Raw genomic sequence first — 17,007 nt, 5'->3', positions numbered from 1 at the left:
TTGTCGCTTGCTGCTACTGGTCTTTATGTAGGCCACGTTTAACCCCGAGTCGTCTCCCCACTTCTCGGGGTTTCTTTTGTCTGGCGTTCGCCTATTGCGCGGCTTGCTGCTCGAAAAATGTCCGCGCTTGCTGCAGGTAATCCGCTTGTCGTTCGGGATCCAGCCACGCCGCGTAGAGCTGATTCAAATGCTCGTGGGGCAGGGTGCGCAGCAGTTGATTGATTTCGCTGATGGCCTGGCGGCCCTGCGTGGTGTCGGAACAAGCGACATAGCCTGAGAGATATTTCTCGGTGCCGCGAATCGAATAGAACTCCAGCTCATCTTCCGGAATTTGTGCCTGTTTCGCCTGATAGCGGATCTCTGGCCAATAGCCGAGCACCACCTGTAATCGGTTCAGCCGCTGCATCGACAGCAAATTGCTCAATGCATCATTGCCGTAGTGCGGGGTCAATGCGCCGCTGGGGGCGTGGCGCAACAGTCCGTCGATGTATTCGCCGTAACTGCGTTCGGCAACTACGCCGACTTTTCGCTCACCACTGGCCAGCAGCGCAGAAAAATCCACCGCACCGTCCACCAGATACGGTTCGAGTACCGCGCGATCTTTCTGACGCACCACCAGGCCATTGGCTACAGCGCGAATCGCCGGAATCGAATACGCCACCCATTGCGCGCGCTCTTTGTTCCACAGCAGCGCAGGGTCGCAGGCGAAAGGGTTTTCGTGAAGCATCTGCAAACCACGCGCACGATTGACGCGCATGATCTTGTGTTCGTACTGCGGCATGCCGGCAATCAGTTGCGGCATCAAATGATCGATCACCCCCTGACCTTTTTTCGGGCCTTCGAAAATCGTCATCGGCGGTAAATCGCGCAGCAACCAGATCAACGTTGGCTTCGCCTGCGCCCACGTTGGCGAGGCCAGCAAAAACAACAGGCCGAACAGACGCCACGTCCACCATTGGTGAGCGCGGTTGGCGTCTGAGGGATGCAGGTTTTTCAGCTTAAATGGCTCCGTCTTCGCGCAATCGGGCGATCTGCTGCGCGTCGTAACCGAGGTCGCTGAGCACTTGCGCATTGTGTTCACCCAGCGTCGGCCCGACCCATTCGGAACTGCCCGGTGTCCCGGAAAGTTTCGGCACGATACCCGGCATCTTGAAGTCCTTGCCGTCCGGCAACTTGGCGGACAGGAACATCTCCCGGGCGAGGTATTGCGGGTCGCTGAACATGTCTTCGGCGCTGAAAATACGGCTGACCGGTACGTCGGCCTGATTGAGCAGATCGAGCACCGTTTGCAGCGGCTGCGAATTGACCCAGCGATCGATCACGCCATACAACTCGTCGCGGCGACTGTCGCGCCCGTCGTTGCTGGCCAGCATCGGGTCATTAGCCAGATCTTCGCGACCGATGATCAGCATGAAGCGCTTGAAAATTGCATCACCGTTGGCGCCGATCTGCACATGCTTGCCGTCGGCGCTGGTGTGAATCGAGGAGGGGGTGATGCCGGGCATGATGTTGCCGGTGCGCTCGCGGATAAAACCGAACACATCGAACTCCGGCACCATGCTTTCCATCATCGCGAAAATAGCTTCATATAAAGCGACATCGACCACTTGGCCGAGCCCGCCATTGACTTCGCGATGACGCAGCGCCATCAGTGCGCCGATCACGCCCCACAGCGCGGCGATCGAATCGCCGATGGAAATCCCGGTGCGCACCGGTGGGCGGTCTTCAAAACCGGTGATGTAGCGCAAACCGCCCATGGATTCACCGACCGCGCCGAAGCCTGGCTGATCTTTCATCGGCCCGGTCTGGCCGAAACCGGACAGACGCACCATGACCAGTTTCGGGTTCAGCGCGTGCAGGGTTTCCCAACTCAGGCCGAGTTTTTCCAGCACACCGGGGCGAAAGTTCTCGATGAGGATGTCGGCTTCACTGAGCAGTTTTTTCAGAATCGCCAAACCGTCGGGGTGTTTCAGGTTCAGCGTCAGCGACTTCTTGTTGCGCGCCTGCACGAACCACCACAGGGATGTGCCTTCATACATTTTTCGCCATTTGCGCAGTGGATCTCCACCGTCCGGCGATTCGATCTTGATCACTTCAGCACCGAACTCGCCGCAAATACGCGAGGCAAACGGCCCGGCAATCAACGTACCCAATTCAATGACTTTCACGCCGCTGAGCGGCTTGTTGGAAAACGGCATGCGGAATCCTGTAGGACAAGGCTGTGCGGATACAGCGTTTTAACATAGCCGGCTGTCAGACGCCGCAGGTTGATCGCCATCAATTCGATGATTGCCTACCGCATCGGTTAGACTTGCCGCCTTTCCTCGTATCAAGAAGCCCGTTCATGGCCCAGCCGTCCACTACCTACAAATTTGAACTGAACCTCACCGACCTCGACCGCAGTGTCTACGAGAGTGTCAAGCAGACCATCGCCCGTCACCCTTCGGAAACCGAAGAGCGCATGACCGTGCGCCTGCTGGCCTACGCCCTCTGGTACAACGAGCAGTTGTCGTTTGGTCGCGGTCTGTCAGACGTGGATGAACCTGCGCTGTGGGAAAAGAGCCTGGACGATCGCGTTCTGCACTGGATCGAAGTCGGCCAGCCAGACGCCGATCGCCTGACCTGGTGCTCGCGTCGCACCGAGCGCACCAGCCTGCTGGCCTACGGCAGCCTGCGCGTTTGGGAAACCAAAGTGATCCCGGCGATCAAGAACCTGAAAAACGTCAACATCGCCGCCGTCCCTCAGGAAGTGCTGGAGACCTTGGCCAAGGACATGCCCCGCGTTATCAAGTGGGACGTGATGATCAGTGAAGGGACGATCTTCGTCACCGACGACCGTGGTCAGCACGAAGTCCAGTTGCAATGGCTGCAAGGTGAGCGCGGCTGATCCCGCGCCTGTAGCTGATTAATCCCACGTATTAAAGAGAAGTCTCCGTCACCCCATGCGCATCGAACCTCGCCTACTGCCCGAAACTCTGCCTTTTCTCGGTGATATTCCGCCACTGCTGACCCGCCTGTACGCGGCGCGGGGCGTGCAGTCCGAGGCAGAGCTGGACAAGAGCCTGGCGCGGTTGATCCCGTTCCAGCAGCTCAAGGGCATTGATGCGGCGGTGGACTTGCTGGTGACGGCGCTGGAGCAACGCCAGCGCATCCTCATCGTCGGCGACTTCGACGCGGACGGCGCGACGGCCAGCACGGTCGGCATGCTTGGCTTGCGTTTGCTCGGTGCCGCGCACGTCGATTATCTGGTGCCGAACCGCTTTGAATATGGCTACGGCCTGACCCCGGAAATCGTCGAAGTCGCTTTGACCCGTGAGCCACATTTGCTGGTCACCGTCGACAACGGTATTTCCAGCGTCGAAGGCGTGGCGGCGGCAAAAAAGGCTGGCCTAAAGGTCTTGATCACCGACCACCACTTGCCCGGCGAAGAGCTGCCGCAGGCCGATGCGCTGGTCAATCCGAACCAGCCGGGCTGCGAGTTTCCGAGCAAGGCACTGGCCGGCGTCGGGGTAATTTTTTATGTGTTGATGGCGTTGCGCGCGCGTTTGCGCAGCCTCGGCTGGTACGAGAACACGCCGCAGCCGAACATCGGTGAACTGCTTGATCTGGTCGCGCTGGGCAGCGTTGCCGACGTGGTGCCGCTGGACGCCAATAACCGGATTCTGGTGCACCAAGGCCTGGAGCGAATTCGCGCCGGTCGCGCACGGCCGGGGATCAAAGCGATTCTTGAAGTGGCCAAGCGTGACGCCACTCGCATCACGTCCACCGATCTCGGTTTTATCGTCGGCCCGCGCCTGAACGCTGCCGGGCGTCTGGATGACATGAGCCTGGGCATCGAATGCCTGCTCACTGCCGACGCCAGCAAGGCCCAGGAAATGGCCGCGCAACTGGACGGTATGAACCAGGATCGCAAATCCATCGAGCAGGGCATGCAGCGTGAAGCGCTGGCGCAGCTCAAGGACTTGCCGGTGGAGTCGATGCCATTTGGTCTGTGCCTGTTCGATCCGGAGTGGCACCAAGGCGTGATCGGTATTCTCGCATCACGGATGAAAGAACGTTATTTCCGTCCGACCATTGCCTTTGCTGATGCCGGTGATGGCTTGCTCAAGGGCTCGGGGCGCTCGGTGCAGGGCTTCCATATTCGTGACGCGCTGAGCGTTGTTGCAGCGCAGCATCCGACCCTGATCGCCAAGTACGGTGGTCACGCGATGGCCGCCGGTCTGACCTTGCCGCAGGAGAATTTTCCGCTGTTTGCCGAGGCCTTTGACGCTGAAGTGCGTAGGCAACTTCGCGAGGAAGACCTGACCGGACGCATGCTCTCGGACGGCACGCTGGCGGTGGAGGAATTCCACCTCGAACTGGCTCGCGCCCTGCGCCATGCCGGGCCTTGGGGGCAGCATTTTCCTGAGCCGCTGTTTCACGGGGTGTTTCAGTTGGTTGAGCAGCGGGTGGTCGGTGAGCGGCATTTGAAAGTGGTGCTGAAGAGCGAGTGTGGCTCGGTGAAGCTGGATGGCATCGCGTTTGGGATTGACCGGGATATCTGGCCGAATCCGACGATCAAGTGGGTTGAGCTCGCCTATAAGCTCGATGTTAACGAGTTTCGGGGTAATGAGACCGTGCAACTGATGATTGCCCATATCGAACCGCGCTGAAGATCAAAAGATCGCAGCCTTCGGCAGCTCCTACATAGAAGTGCGCTCTGTAGGAGCTGCCGCAGGCTGCGATCTTTTCTTGAATTTCCCCCGATCCCCCGTTGTCGACTAGGCTCTAAGCACTGCTTGATTGGCCTTGTGACGTCTTGTCGAATTTTTTGCCCGCGGGGGCGGGTGCTGCACCTTTTCCTGTCACTCGTCGACTATTCAAACAGAACCCTGGAGCCTGCCCACTGATTTGAGAGGTGCCCCATGAGTCTGCTGCTTGAACCCTTTACCCTTCGCCAACTGACCCTTCCGAACCGCATCGCCGTCTCGCCGATGTGCCAGTACTCCAGCGTCGACGGCCTCGCCAACGACTGGCACCTGGTGCACCTCGGCAGCCGCGCGGTGGGCGGCGCCGGTCTGGTATTTACCGAAGCCACGGCGGTGACCGCCGACGGGCGGATCACCGCCGAAGACCTTGGCCTATGGAACGACGAACAGATCGAACCACTGCAACGCATCACCCGCTTCATTACCTCCCAAGGCGCGGTCGCCGGCATTCAACTGGCCCACGCCGGGCGCAAGGCCAGCACCCATCGGCCGTGGCTCGGCAAGCATGGCAGCGTTAAACCCGATGACGGCGGCTGGACTCCGGTCGGGCCGTCGCCGATTGCCTTTGACCCGCAACACACACAACCGAAACAGCTGGATGAAGGGCAGATTGCCGACGTCATCCAGGCCTTTGTCGATGCTGCCAAACGCGCACTCAAGGCCGGTTTCAGTGTGGTTGAGGTGCACGCGGCGCATGGGTATCTGCTGCATCAGTTTCTCTCGCCGCTGAGCAATCAACGCCGGGATCAGTACGGTGGTTCATTTGAAAACCGTATTCGTCTGGTGCTGCAAGTGACTGGAGCGGTGCGGGCGGTTTGGCCGGAAGAGTTGCCGTTGTTTGTCCGCGTGTCAGCCACCGACTGGGTGGAGGACGGCTGGAATCCGGATGAAACCGTGGAGCTGGCGCGACGCCTGCACACCCTTGGCGCGGATCTGATCGACGTGTCGTCTGGCGGGACCGCAGCAAACGCTGAGATTCCGGTGGGGCCGGGTTATCAGACGCGTTTCGCCGAACGTGTCCGCAAGGAGTCAGGCATCGCCACCGGCACGGTGGGAATGATTACCGAGCCGGCGCAGGCTGAGCATATTCTGCGCACCTGTCAGGCCGACATCATCTTCCTCGCCCGCGAGCTGCTGCGTGATCCGTACTGGCCGCTGCACGCCGACGATGATCTGGGAGGACGCAAAGCGGTGTGGCCGGCGCAGTATCAGCGTGCGACGCATCGGGATCAGCCGATTCATGAGTCTGATTTGCGCGATTGAGTCAGTAGCGATAAAGCAAAAAGCCCCGGTCAGTGATGGCCGGGGCTTTTTTTCTGGTGAGTGGTTTTGTGTTGACTGGGCGGACGCTTTCGCGAGCAAGCCCGCTCCCACAGGGAAATGCATTCCAAGTGTGGGAGCGGGCTTGCTCGCGAAGAGGCCCGTGAGGCGCTACATAATTATCAAGGGTATTTACGCTTATCCGGCGCCGGCGGGAAGTACTGGTACAACCACGTCTCGCTCAACGTGCGATCGTTGGTGCGAATAAACAACCGCAGCTCCACCGGCTCAACGCTGTCACTGGTCGGGTACCAGTCAAACAGAATCCGGTAACCCTTGATGTCATCCAGCACCAGCACGCTGAAATCCTGCACCTTGCCGTTCGAGCACGTCACCACCGGCTCAATCCCGGTGCCCTGCGGCAATCGATCCAGGCCGCCACCCGTGAAATCCACAGCAAAACGACGCGCCCACACCGGCGGGTAATGCTCGCCCGGTGCCCAGCCCTCAACGAAACCGCCCATCCCGGAACGAGTTGCCTGCACCCGCGCCAACGGCGTGCTCACCGGCGGCAAAGCGCTCCAGTAAAGCTTGTAGCCGTAGTTCAGGGAATCACCGGCAGCCACCGGTTTCTTCGGTGTCCAGAACGCCACGATGTTATCGAGCGTCTCGCCAGTCGTAGGGATTTCCAGCAGATCGATAGAGCCTTCGCCCCACGCAGTGGTCGGTTCTACCCACAGGCTCGGACGCTTGCTGTACCAGTCGACGGTGTCCTGATAGTTGGCGAACTCATGGTCGGTCTGCACCAGGCCGAAACCTTTCGGATCGGTATCGGCAAACGCGTTGAATTGCAGAGTCGCCGGATTGTTCAGCGGACGGCAGATCCACTCGCCGTTGCCGCGCCACATCGCCAGGCGATCCGAGTCATGGATTTGCGGGTGAATGGTGTCGCACATGCGCCGTTCGTGGTTGCCGCAGCTGAACATGCTGGTCATCGGCGAGATGCCCAGTTGCTCGATGGCGGTGCGCGCATTGATGTGCGCGTCGATCTCCATCACCACGCGCTCGGCCTGGCAATCGATATCAAAACGGTAGGCGCCGGTGGCGCTCGGCGAGTCGAGCAGGGCGTAGACCACAAAACGCGTGGCGTTCTGATCCGGGGTCTCGAACCAGAACTTGGTGAAGTCAGGGAATTCTTCGCGCTTCTTGGCGTAAGTGTCGATCGCCAGACCGCGTGCGGAGAGGCCATATTGGCCAGTCGCATCCACCGCACGGAAATAACTGGCGCCGAGGAACGACACCACGTCATGGCGATCCAGTTCCGGCGCCTTGAACAACTTGAAGCCGGCAAAACCCAGGTCGCCCTTGAGCTGCTGGGTGTCGACCGAGGTGTTCTCGTAGTTGAACAGCGCCGGGCGGAAATGCACCTCGCGCGCGGTACGGGTCTTCGGATCGACGCTGTACATGCGTACCGGTTGGCGAAAACCCATGCCGACGTGGAAGAACTGCACGTCGAGCTGGCCCTTGTTTTCCTTCCACAACGAATGATTGCCGTCGTAGCGGATCGCGTTGAAATTCTGCGGCGTCATGGTCGCCAGCGTCGGCGGCAGCACCTGTTTAGTGTCCTGATAGGCACTGCCAGCCAGTTGCTTGGCTTGGCGCTTCAGCGCTTCGAAGTCAAACGCCTGCGCCTCGCCATCAGCGGCGCCGCCATTGGCAGCCCACGCTCGGGTCGCCAACAGGCCGGTGGCCGAAAGACCGGTGTAAGCCGCAATGGCCATGGACGCTTTGAGCAAATTCCTGCGGTGCATAAATACAACCTGTCGTGTGCAATCCCGCGCCGTTCCTGGCACGTGCTGGATCAGAAATAACGGTTCGGACAAGCCTTCGGCCAAACGCAACGGACTATAAACAGATGCCGGCTAGCTTAAACGGTTCGCTCGCAATGCAAAATTCGTTGATTCACTGCGCCAGTGTGTCAATGAAACAAGACATGTCGGTTAAAAATCTGACAGGACGTTCTGATTTACACGGCATATCTGCTTTTCTTGACTAATTACTCTAAAAACCGCTTTTCAGCGGCGAATTTATTTCTATTCTATGGGCATGGCCGGCGCGATCCATTTGGCCGGCAGGGCACACGGCGCTGCTGTAAGGGGCAGGGCGATGTGGTGTTTAAGCAATTCTTTGCAGTACTAGAGAAGGACATCGTCCATGGCAAAAATACAAGGCATCACCGACATGCTGGGCATCTTCCCCTGCCTGGGCAGCGGGCGCAGAAGGCGCCGGTTGAGCTCTGAGGAACTGAAACTGGTGGAGCGCTATCGCGAGCTTTCGGAAAGTGACCGGATTGCGATGCGGTATCTGGTGGATGCGATGCGGAGTGTTTCGCGGTTTTAACGCTGGGGTGGGCACCGTGAAAGCCATTTGGCTTTTTCGGTGGCCAGATCAATCAACCTACTAATGAACCTGTGGCGAGGGAGCTTGCTCCCGCTGGACTGCGCAGCAGTCCCCTGCTTTTTCAAGAGGGGCCGCTATGCGACTCAGCGGGACGATTCGACAAGCTCCCTCGCCACAGGTTTTTTGTTCAACCGGGCCGCTGATTTCGCCGCCGAGAGAAAGCCTATCGGCTAGCTACCCAAGACGCCAAGTCGACTCTGTCGACACCTACTGTAGGAAAGCGGGTTTGTCTCTGAAGGCAGTATCTGTAGGAAATGCCTGATTTTGCAGTGTCAGCGGCAACCGACCGCCCAAGCCGTAGTTTTTCCTTTATCTATTCGGATCCACGGAATGAACTGCAGGTTTCTCCATGTTGATCGAGTTTTCGGTGTCCAATTTCCGCTCATTCAGGGACAGGCAAACGCTGTCCATGGCGGCGAGCCCTCTTCTGAGCAAATCACGCAACACATTCAAAGCGGCCACGAATGCGGAGGAGCTTCCGGAATTGCTCAAGGTCGCTGCGATTTATGGCCCGAATGCGTCCGGCAAGTCATCGTTGATTCGAGCGATGGGCATCGTCGGGAGTTTATTGGCGATACCCGCTGACACGCTGGATGCCACGTTACCCGTTTCAGCGTTTCGCTTTGACGAAACACTGAAAGATGAGCCCAGTGCTTTTGAGTACGACTTTGTTCAAGGAGGTTTGCGCTATCGATTTGTCCTCGGTTTGACTGCGCAACGGATTGTTCACGAGCAATTGCTCTGCTTTCCACGAGGAAAAGAGACGTTGCTGTACAGACGTCAGGTTGATGCGCAAGGCGAGCATTATCTTTTCGGCGAAACCCTTGAGGGTGGCAAGGAAGTCCATCGCGCCTGGCAGCGTTTAACCAGCCCCAAGATGTTGTTTATCGCACAAGCGGTGATTCACAGCAGTGAAGAACTGATGCAACTGCGCTTACCGTTCTCCTGGTTTCAAAGTGGTCTGCTGGTGATTGAGCAGAACAACATGCCCGGTTTATCCACAGCGTCGATTCGTTTTTTGCAAATGGTTAAAAGCCATACGAGCGACTTGCGTGATTTTCTCTGCGCGCTGGATATTCCGGTATCAGCGATTCAACTCAGCCCGGATGATGCTGTTTCGGCTGCGGATAACAGAAAACTCACGCTGAAGGAGTTTATTGCCGCCGCGCAACGGGACAAGCTGACGCTCACGCACTCGAGTATGTCGGGTGACGCCGAGTTTGATTTTTCGGAAGAGTCTTGCGGCACAAAGAACCTGATTGGTTTCTGGCTGCCGTGGTTCATGATGAATCAGGCCGGTGGCAGTGGCGTTCTCAGTGTCGATGAGTTGAGCAGCAGTCTGCACCCTGAAATCGTCGCCGATTTGATCGCTCGACATCTGGACAACGGGCTGAATACGCAACTGATCTTCACCACCCACGACACCCATCTGATGAATGAGAAAATTCTACGTCGCGATCAATTCTGGATTACAGAACGCGATGCTCACGCGGCCACGCATCTGTTTTCCGTGCACGACTTTGAAGGTCAGGAAAGCGAGGATGTCGAGAAGCGCTACTTCGAAGGCCGCTACCGCGGATTGCCGCTGATAAGGCGGGGCTGACAATGGTGAGCTCGAATAAGTCGTTTGATCGAAAAGCCTCACGCTTCAAGCCGCAACCCAGTGTGTTGGTGCTCTGCGAAGACAGCAAATCAGGTAAGCGTTATCTGGAAGAGGCGGCACTGCACTTTCGTGCCCGGGCAAAGGTTGAAATCGTCCACTGCGGTGTAACCCACCCGAGCGGCATCGTCGATCGAGCGATGAAGCGACAAGAGCACTTCGACAAAATCTTCTGCGTTTTGGATCGCGATACTCACCGGTGTTTTGAACGTGCATTGAGTGAGGCGAAGTCTCATCCAAAAATCACCGTCATTGCGTCGTATCCATGCTTTGAATTTTGGCTTCTTTTGCACTTTGGCTTTAGCCGAAAACCCTTCAGATCTGCCGGGAAAAACTCTCCGGGTGATCTGGTGAGCAAGAGTTTGAGGACTAAGCCCAATATGGCGAATTATGAGAAGGGTAAAGCCATCAGTTATTTTGCTCAGCTGCTGGGTGAACCCTTTCATCGGGCAAGAACGCTGGCGCCGAAAGTACTAGAAGACGTGGTGGCCAGTGGTGAGCCTAATCCCAGTACCGAAATCCATTTGTTGATGGATGTATTTGAAACGTTATCCACGCCCCAACGGATCTAGCTCTGTGAACCGTGCCCGCATCCCTGCGGGCAGGTACTGATTCTTAGCGACTCACCTTCCACGCATCCCCAGCCGGGGCCTTGCCATGGTCATACGGTTTGCCAATCCACATATAAACCAGCCCCAAGCCAATCACGATCGCCGTGCTCAACACCATCGCATAGTTCACATACCACGCCGCATCCGGCGTGCGTGGCCAGGCCATGTTGATGATTGCGCCAATGCCATACACCAGCGCGCCAATATTCACCGGCCAGCCCCATGCGCCGAGGGTGAATTTGCCGCTCGGTTTCCAGCCTTTGCTGCGGGCATACAGCGCGGCCAGCACGATCATTTGGAACGCGAGGTAGATGCCGATGGCGGCGAAGCTGACGATGGTGGCCACGGCGTCTTGCAGGAAGAAACCGAGGGCGATGATCAGCGCGGGCAGGACGCCGGACACGAACAGTGCGGCAACCGGTACTTGGGTTGTAGGAGAAATCTTTTTCAGCAGTCGGCTGCCGATGACCATTTCGTCGCGAGCGTAGGAGTACAGCAGACGGCTCGCCGCTGCTTGTAGGCTGATGACGCAGGAGATGAAGGAAATCATCACCACGCCCATCACTACTTTCGAACCGACCGGGCCGAAGGCGTTGTTGAGGATGGTGGTGACCGGGTCTTTGTCGGTGCCGTTGATCACTGCTTGCATGTCGGGCACAGCGAGGATCAGCGCCAGGCAGGCGAACATCGCGGCGATGCCGCCGATGTAGATGGTCATGCGCATGGCCACCGGGATTTTCGCGCTCGGGTTCGGGGTTTCTTCGGCAACGTCGCCGCAGGCCTCGAAGCCGTAGTAGAGGAACATCCCCGCCAACGACGCGGTGAGGAAAGCCGGCAGGTACGAGCCGTCGACGCTGATGTCGAAGGTGTTGAACAGCACGCTGAGCGGTTGGTGACGTTCGAATACCAGCAGATAGACGCCGACGATCACCGCGCCAACCAGTTCGCAGAGAAAGCCGAACATGGCGATGCGTGCCAGCACTTTGGTGCCGCTGAGGTTGACCAGTGTGGCGAACAGGGTCAGCACCAGGGCGATGACGATGTTGGTGTTGTTGCTTGGCTCGAAACCGAGCATGGCGGCCAGGTACGGGCCAGCGCCGACCGCAACGGCAGCGATGGTCACGCATAGGGCGATGGAGTAAATCCAGCCGACCATCCATGCCCATTTTTTACCGACCAATCGGCGTGCCCAAGGGTAAACGCCGCCGGAGATCGGGAACTGCGAAACCACTTCGCCGAAGATCAGGCACACCAGCAATTGGCCGCAACCAACCAGCAAGTAGGCCCAGAACATCGGTGGGCCGCCAGCGGCAAGGCACAGGCCGAAGAGGGTATAAACCCCTACGACCGGTGACAGATAAGTGAAGCCCAAGGCGAAGTTTTCCCACAGGCTCATGCTGCGGTTGAAGTTCGAGGTGTAGCCCAGTTTGCGCAGTTGTTCGGCATCGCTGTCGGCAACGGCTGTGGCGAGATCGGGTGAGGAACTCATGTGTGTTTTGCTCCGTGAAATCGGCAGATTTCGGATGGCCGAGGCCGTGGCGGGGCTTTGTGGGCGCCGCCCGGTTCGGTGGTTATTGTTTTGGGATCCTGGTGGTGCGTAGTGCCGGTTTCTGCCTTGAAGCCGGGGTGACGCCTTCGCGAGCAAGCCCGCTCCCACATTTGGAATGCATTCCCCTGTGGGAGCGGGCTTGCTCGCGAAGCTTTTGACCTTAGTGCTTGAACATCACATGCCGAACCGTGGTGTAGTCCTCCAGCCCATACATGGACATGTCCTTCCCGTAACCGGACAATTTCTGACCGCCATGGGGCATTTCGCTGACGAGCATGAAGTGCGTGTTCACCCACGTGCAGCCGTACTGCAAACGAGCTGACATGCGGTGCGCGCGTCCTACATCCGCTGTCCACACCGAGGAGGCGAGGCCGTAGTCCGAATCGTTGGCCCATTCCAGCGCCTGCGCTTCATCGGTGAATTTGGTCACGGAAACCACCGGCCCAAACACTTCGCGGCGAACGATTTCGTCGTCCTGCTGCGCATCGGCCAACACGGTCGGCTCGAAGAAGAAACCATTGCCATCAACAGCCTTGCCGCCAGTGATCAAACGAATGTGCGACTGCGCCACAGCACGCTCGACAAACCCGGCAACACGGTCGCGATGCTGCGCAGTGATCAACGGCCCCAGCTCAGTCGACGGATCATCCTGCAAGCCGTACTTGATGCTGCTGACCGCCGCGCCGAGCTTCTCGACGAACTTGTCGTAGATGCCTTGCTGCGCATAAATCCGGCACGCGGCGGTGCAATCCTGCCCGGCGTTGTAGAAACCAAACGTGCGAATACCTTCCACCGCCGCATCGATATCCGCGTCATCGAAAATGATTACGGGCGCCTTGCCGCCCAGTTCCATGTGCATGCGTTTAACGCTGTCGGCAGTGCTGGAAATGATATTGGCGCCCGTGGCGATGGAGCCGGTTAGCGAGACCATGCGCACTTTCGGATGCGTGACCAGCGGACTGCCAACGGTAGGCCCACGACCAAACACCAGATTGAGTACACCGGCCGGGAAGATTTCCGACGCCAGTTCGGCCAGACGCAACGCGGTCAGTGGGGTTTGTTCCGACGGCTTGAGCACCACGGTATTACCGGCGGCCAGCGCCGGGGCGATTTTCCAGGCGACCATCATCAGCGGGTAGTTCCACGGCGCGATCGAGGCAATCACGCCAACCGGATCGCGACGGATCATCGAGGTGTGGCCGGGCAGGTATTCGCCACCGGCCGAACCGCTCATGCAACGGCTAGCACCGGCGAAGAAACGGAACACGTCGGCAATCGCCGGAATCTCGTCGTTGAGCGCGGCGCTGTAGGGTTTTCCGCAGTTATCGGATTCGAGTTTGGCCAACTCCTCGCCGTGGGCTTCGATGGCGTCGGCGAGTTTGAGCAGCAGCAGCGAGCGATCTTTCGGCGCGGTTTGCGACCAGTCGGCGAAGGCGTTATCGGCAGCGCGTACGGCGGCATCGACCTGGGCTTCAGTGGCTTCGTTGATTTCTACCAGGACTTCGCCACGCGAAGGGTTGAGCACCGGTTGCGCCGGGCCTTCGCCGTTGACCAGTTGGCCGTTGATCAAGAGTTTGGTTTGCATGTCTGTTGTCCTCTTTATTGTTCTGCCGAAACCGAACCCCTGTAGGAGCTGCCGAAGGCTGCGATCTTTTGATGTTGCTTTGAAGATCAAGATCAAAAGATCGCAGCCTTCGGCAGCTCCTACACGGGGTTGGGTTTGTGGTTATTCGGTTATTTGCCGCCGCTGCCAGCGACACTCTCGCCGCCGCGCGTCAGGTAATACGCGCCGAGGATCGGCAGCATCGTCACCATCATCACCAGCATCGCGACGACGTTGGTCACCGGTACATCCCGAGGGCGACTCAACTGATTGAGCAGCCACAACGGCAACGTGCGCTCATGCCCGGCGGTGAACGTGGTGACGATGATTTCGTCGAACGACAGCGCAAACGCCAACATGCCGCCCGCCAGTAACGCCGAGCCGAGGTTCGGCAGAATGATGTAGCGAAAGGTCTGCCAGCCATCGGCGCCGAGATCCATCGAGGCCTCGATCAAACTGTGCGAAGTGCGGCGCAGGCGGGCGATGACATTGTTGTAGACGATCACCACGCAGAAGGTCGCGTGGCCGACGATGATGGTGAACATCCCCGGCTCGATCCCCAGCGTCTTGAACGTCGCCAGCAGCGCGATCCCGGTGATGATCCCCGGCAACGCAATCGGCAAAATCAGCATCAGCGAAATGCCCTGTTTGCCGAAGAAATCACGGCGATACAACGCTGCCGATGCGAGCGTGCCAAGCACCATCGCAATCAACGTGGCGATGGCTGCGATCTGCAATGAAAGCTTGATCGACTCCAGCACATCCGGCCGCGAAAACGCCACGCTGAACCAGTGCAGCGTGAAGCCCTTTGGCGGAAAGCTGAACGCGGCTTCCTCGGTGTTGAAGGCGTACAGGAAGATGATCAGGATCGGGAAGTGCAAAAACACCAACCCGCCCCACGCTGCGATTTTCAGGCCTAGAGAGGCATGCCCTTGTGATGAAGAATCAGAGCGCATCGAAAGCCCCCAGTCGTTTGACGATGGATAGGTAAACCGCGATCAACACAATCGGCACCAGCGTGAACGCCGCCGCCATTGGCATATTGCCAATCGCACCTTGCTGCGCGTAGACCATGCTGCCGACGAAGTACCCCGGCGGCCCGACCAGTTGCGGCACGATGAAGTCGCCCAAGGTCAGCGAAAACGTGAAAATCGAACCGGCGGCAATCCCCGGAATCGACAGCGGCAAAATCACCTGCATAAAGGTCTGACGCGGCTTCGCACCAAGGTCAGCGGAGGCCTGCAACAGCGACGGTGGCAGACGTTCAAGCGACGCCTGAATCGGCAAGATCATGAACGGCAGCCAGATATAAACCAACACCATGAATCGCCCCAGATGCGAGGTCGACAGAGTGCTGCCGCCCACCCCGGGAATCCCCAAAATGAACTGCAAAACCGGCTCCAATCCCAAGTGCTGCACGAACCACTGCGCCACGCCGCCCTTGGCCAGCAGCAACGTCCACGCATACGCTTTGACGATGTAACTGGCCCACATCGGCATCATCACCGCGATGTAGAAAAACGCCTTGGTCTTGCCGGTGGTGTAGCGCGCCATGTAGTAGGCAATCGGGAACGCGACGATGGCGCTGGCGATCGACACGACGATGGCCATGCTCAGCGTGCGCTGGATGATGTCGAAGTTCGACGGCTGAAACAGCGCGGCGAAATTCGCCAGGGTCAGGTCAGGCGTGACCGCCATGGTGAAGTCGTCGAAGGTGTAGAAACCCTGCCACAACAGCACCAGCAGCGAGCCAAGATAGATCGCGCCGAACCACAGCAGCGGCGGCACCAGCAGCATCGACAGATACAGGTTCGGCTTGCGGTAGAGCAGATTGGAAAACCTGCGCAACGGCGGCGATGTTGTCATCGCGAGCGTGCTCATATCAAACCCCGCTCGCCACGGTGTCATGCAGCGGAATCATCGCTTCCCGCGCCCAACGCGCGCTCAGGCGCTGGCCGGTCTGGTGTTGTGCGCTGCTGTCGATCCACTGGTTGTTGGCGTGGCTGATGCTCAGGGTCTGGCCGTTTTCCAGCTTCAATTCATAACGGGTGGCGCTGCCCTGGTACTGGATGTCGTGGAGCAGGCCGCTGACTTCGATTTCGTGACTGGCCAGCGGGCCTTCGGCGAAACGCACGTGTTCGGGGCGGATCGAAAATGGCTGCGGATGACCGCTGATTTCCCGGGCCAGATCGCCACGAATCACGTTCGAGGTGCCGACGAATTCAGCCACGAATGTGGTGGTCGGTTTCATGTACAGATTGCGCGGCGTGTCGACTTGTTCGATGCGACCCTTGTTGAACACGGCGACGCGATCGGACATCGACAGCGCTTCGGTTTGATCGTGGGTGACGAAGATGAAAGTGATGCCGAGCTGGCGTTGCAGCTTCTTCAATTCACTTTGCATTTGCTCGCGCAGTTTCAGATCGAGTGCGCCCAAAGGCTCATCCAGCAACAGTACGCGCGGACGGTTGACCAAGGCGCGGGCTAGGGCCACTCGCTGGCGCTGACCGCCGGACAACTGCACCGGTTTACGTGCGCCATAACCGCCGAGGGCGACCATGTCCAAGGCTTCTTCGGCGCGTTTGTGCCGTTCGGTTTTGCCGACGCCTTTGACCTTCAAGCCATAGGCGACGTTGTCGAGCACGTTCATGTGCGGGAACAGCGCGTAATCCTGAAACACCGTGTTGACGTCACGTTGATACGGCGGCAGACCAGCCGCTTCAGCGCCGTGGATGCGGATCGAGCCGGCGCTCGGTTGTTCGAACCCGGCGATCAGGCGCAGGCAGGTGGTTTTGCCCGAGCCGGAAGGGCCGAGCATGGAAAAGAACTCGCCGTCCTCGATATCGATGGAAACCCGGTCAACGGCTTTTACGTCGCCGAACTGCCGGGAAACGTTGGTGAACTGGACTGCAAGCGTCATGGTGCGGTGCTCCGGTAAAGCGGGCTTTCAAAAAAGTCGTGTGTGCGTCGAAAAGATCGCAGCCTGCGGCAGCTCCTACAGGAAGTGTGCAGGGTGCTGAGATTGCTTTTAGCTCCCTCTCCCTCCGGGAGAGGGCGGGGGGTGAGGGTGGCTTTATTGGCCGTAGCTCTGAAATCAAGAGCAAGATCAAAAGCTA

The 17,007-nt window shown here is 58.6% G+C and carries 14 protein-coding genes; 6 read left to right on the top strand and 8 right to left on the bottom strand.

What is annotated here, in order from left to right; all coding sequences use genetic code 11:
* Positions 1-91: 91 nt before the first annotated feature.
* The gene (locus GVL50_RS14500; RefSeq protein ID WP_159813830.1) at positions 92-1,072 is read right to left on the bottom strand and encodes a TIGR02285 family protein; all 981 of its coding nucleotides are present in this window, start codon (positions 1,070-1,072) and stop codon (positions 92-94) included.
* Entirely contained in the window at positions 999-2,198 is a 1,200-nt protein-coding gene (locus GVL50_RS14495) for a CaiB/BaiF CoA-transferase family protein (RefSeq protein ID WP_159813828.1), read from the bottom strand. The genes GVL50_RS14500 and GVL50_RS14495 overlap by 74 nt, the downstream gene beginning before the upstream one ends.
* Positions 2,199-2,344: 146 nt before the next feature.
* On the opposite strand from GVL50_RS14495, the gene GVL50_RS14490 reads away from it, so the two are divergent.
* The 3 genes from GVL50_RS14490 (at position 2,345) to GVL50_RS14480 (ending at position 6,011) form a co-directional block, all read left to right on the top strand.
* Entirely contained in the window at positions 2,345-2,887 is a 543-nt protein-coding gene (locus tag GVL50_RS14490; RefSeq protein ID WP_007908961.1) for a YaeQ family protein, read from the top strand.
* Between the two features lie 55 nt (positions 2,888-2,942).
* Entirely contained in the window at positions 2,943-4,652 is a 1,710-nt protein-coding gene (recJ, locus tag GVL50_RS14485; protein WP_159813826.1) for a single-stranded-DNA-specific exonuclease RecJ, read from the top strand.
* Between the two features lie 252 nt (positions 4,653-4,904).
* The gene (locus tag GVL50_RS14480) at positions 4,905-6,011 is read left to right on the top strand and encodes an NADH:flavin oxidoreductase/NADH oxidase (RefSeq protein WP_159813824.1); all 1,107 of its coding nucleotides are present in this window, start codon (positions 4,905-4,907) and stop codon (positions 6,009-6,011) included.
* 179 nt (positions 6,012-6,190) lie between these two features.
* Here the strand turns inward: GVL50_RS14480 and GVL50_RS14475 are convergent, their stop codons facing one another.
* A complete protein-coding gene (locus GVL50_RS14475) occupies positions 6,191-7,819 on the bottom strand; it encodes a glucan biosynthesis protein D (protein WP_159813822.1) in 1,629 nt (542 codons plus the stop codon).
* A gap of 403 nt (positions 7,820-8,222) precedes the next feature.
* Here GVL50_RS14475 and GVL50_RS14470 point away from each other — a divergent pair, with 403 nt between their 5' ends.
* From GVL50_RS14470 to GVL50_RS14460, 3 genes are all read left to right on the top strand, one after another.
* Positions 8,223-8,408, top strand: a complete 186-nt coding sequence (locus GVL50_RS14470; protein ID WP_008081608.1) for a hypothetical protein — start codon at positions 8,223-8,225, stop codon at positions 8,406-8,408.
* A gap of 409 nt (positions 8,409-8,817) precedes the next feature.
* Positions 8,818-10,071, top strand: a complete 1,254-nt coding sequence (locus GVL50_RS14465) for an ATP/GTP-binding protein (protein ID WP_159813820.1) — start codon at positions 8,818-8,820, stop codon at positions 10,069-10,071.
* Between the two features lie 2 nt (positions 10,072-10,073).
* Positions 10,074-10,700: an RloB family protein gene (locus GVL50_RS14460; RefSeq protein ID WP_159813818.1), complete on the top strand. Its 627-nt coding sequence runs from the start codon at positions 10,074-10,076 to the stop codon at positions 10,698-10,700.
* A gap of 43 nt (positions 10,701-10,743) precedes the next feature.
* Here GVL50_RS14460 and GVL50_RS14455 read toward each other — a convergent pair whose 3' ends face one another.
* The 5 genes from GVL50_RS14455 to GVL50_RS14435 all read right to left on the bottom strand — a co-directional run bounded on the left by GVL50_RS14455 (position 10,744) and on the right by GVL50_RS14435 (position 16,811).
* Positions 10,744-12,228, bottom strand: a complete 1,485-nt coding sequence (locus GVL50_RS14455; protein WP_159813816.1) for an APC family permease — start codon at positions 12,226-12,228, stop codon at positions 10,744-10,746.
* A gap of 220 nt (positions 12,229-12,448) precedes the next feature.
* On the bottom strand, positions 12,449-13,873 hold the full coding sequence (locus GVL50_RS14450; RefSeq protein WP_053117490.1) for a gamma-aminobutyraldehyde dehydrogenase: 1,425 nt from the start codon (positions 13,871-13,873) through the stop codon (positions 12,449-12,451).
* Positions 13,874-14,022: 149 nt separating this feature from the next.
* Positions 14,023-14,847 carry an ABC transporter permease gene (locus GVL50_RS14445; protein ID WP_016986393.1) on the bottom strand — a complete coding sequence of 275 codons (825 nt, stop codon included), beginning with the start codon at positions 14,845-14,847 and terminating at the stop codon, positions 14,023-14,025.
* Positions 14,837-15,757, bottom strand: coding sequence for an ABC transporter permease (locus GVL50_RS14440; protein WP_371926000.1), 921 nt, complete (start codon positions 15,755-15,757; stop codon positions 14,837-14,839). The genes GVL50_RS14445 and GVL50_RS14440 overlap by 11 nt, the downstream gene beginning before the upstream one ends.
* Before the next feature lie 16 nt (positions 15,758-15,773).
* Positions 15,774-16,811, bottom strand: a complete 1,038-nt coding sequence (locus tag GVL50_RS14435) for an ABC transporter ATP-binding protein (RefSeq protein ID WP_159813813.1) — start codon at positions 16,809-16,811, stop codon at positions 15,774-15,776.
* Between the last annotated feature and the right edge of the window lie 196 nt (positions 16,812-17,007).

This window comes from Pseudomonas sp. 18058 (assembly GCF_902706155.1).
Taxonomy (GTDB): Bacteria; Pseudomonadota; Gammaproteobacteria; order Pseudomonadales; family Pseudomonadaceae; genus Aquipseudomonas; species Aquipseudomonas rustica.
The sequence above is the reverse complement of the archived record's forward strand: the minus strand, read 5'-3'. Positions and strand labels throughout refer to the sequence as shown.

Coding starts and splice junctions, on each gene's coding strand:
- GVL50_RS14475 (WP_159813822.1), bottom strand. CDS start 7,819: ATGCACCGCAGGAATTTGCTCAAAGCGTCCATGGCCATTGCGGCTTAC.
- GVL50_RS14470 (WP_008081608.1), top strand. CDS start 8,223: ATGGCAAAAATACAAGGCATCACCGACATGCTGGGCATCTTCCCCTGC.
- GVL50_RS14440 (WP_371926000.1), bottom strand. CDS start 15,757: ATGACAACATCGCCGCCGTTGCGCAGGTTTTCCAATCTGCTCTACCGC.
- GVL50_RS14435 (WP_159813813.1), bottom strand. CDS start 16,811: ATGACGCTTGCAGTCCAGTTCACCAACGTTTCCCGGCAGTTCGGCGAC.
- GVL50_RS14495 (WP_159813828.1), bottom strand. CDS start 2,198: ATGCCGTTTTCCAACAAGCCGCTCAGCGGCGTGAAAGTCATTGAATTG.
- GVL50_RS14500 (WP_159813830.1), bottom strand. CDS start 1,072: ATGCGCAAGTGCTCAGCGACCTCGGTTACGACGCGCAGCAGATCGCCC.
- GVL50_RS14460 (WP_159813818.1), top strand. CDS start 10,074: ATGGTGAGCTCGAATAAGTCGTTTGATCGAAAAGCCTCACGCTTCAAG.
- GVL50_RS14450 (WP_053117490.1), bottom strand. CDS start 13,873: ATGCAAACCAAACTCTTGATCAACGGCCAACTGGTCAACGGCGAAGGC.
- recJ (WP_159813826.1), top strand. CDS start 2,943: ATGCGCATCGAACCTCGCCTACTGCCCGAAACTCTGCCTTTTCTCGGT.
- GVL50_RS14445 (WP_016986393.1), bottom strand. CDS start 14,847: ATGCGCTCTGATTCTTCATCACAAGGGCATGCCTCTCTAGGCCTGAAA.
- GVL50_RS14455 (WP_159813816.1), bottom strand. CDS start 12,228: ATGAGTTCCTCACCCGATCTCGCCACAGCCGTTGCCGACAGCGATGCC.
- GVL50_RS14490 (WP_007908961.1), top strand. CDS start 2,345: ATGGCCCAGCCGTCCACTACCTACAAATTTGAACTGAACCTCACCGAC.
- GVL50_RS14480 (WP_159813824.1), top strand. CDS start 4,905: ATGAGTCTGCTGCTTGAACCCTTTACCCTTCGCCAACTGACCCTTCCG.
- GVL50_RS14465 (WP_159813820.1), top strand. CDS start 8,818: ATGTTGATCGAGTTTTCGGTGTCCAATTTCCGCTCATTCAGGGACAGG.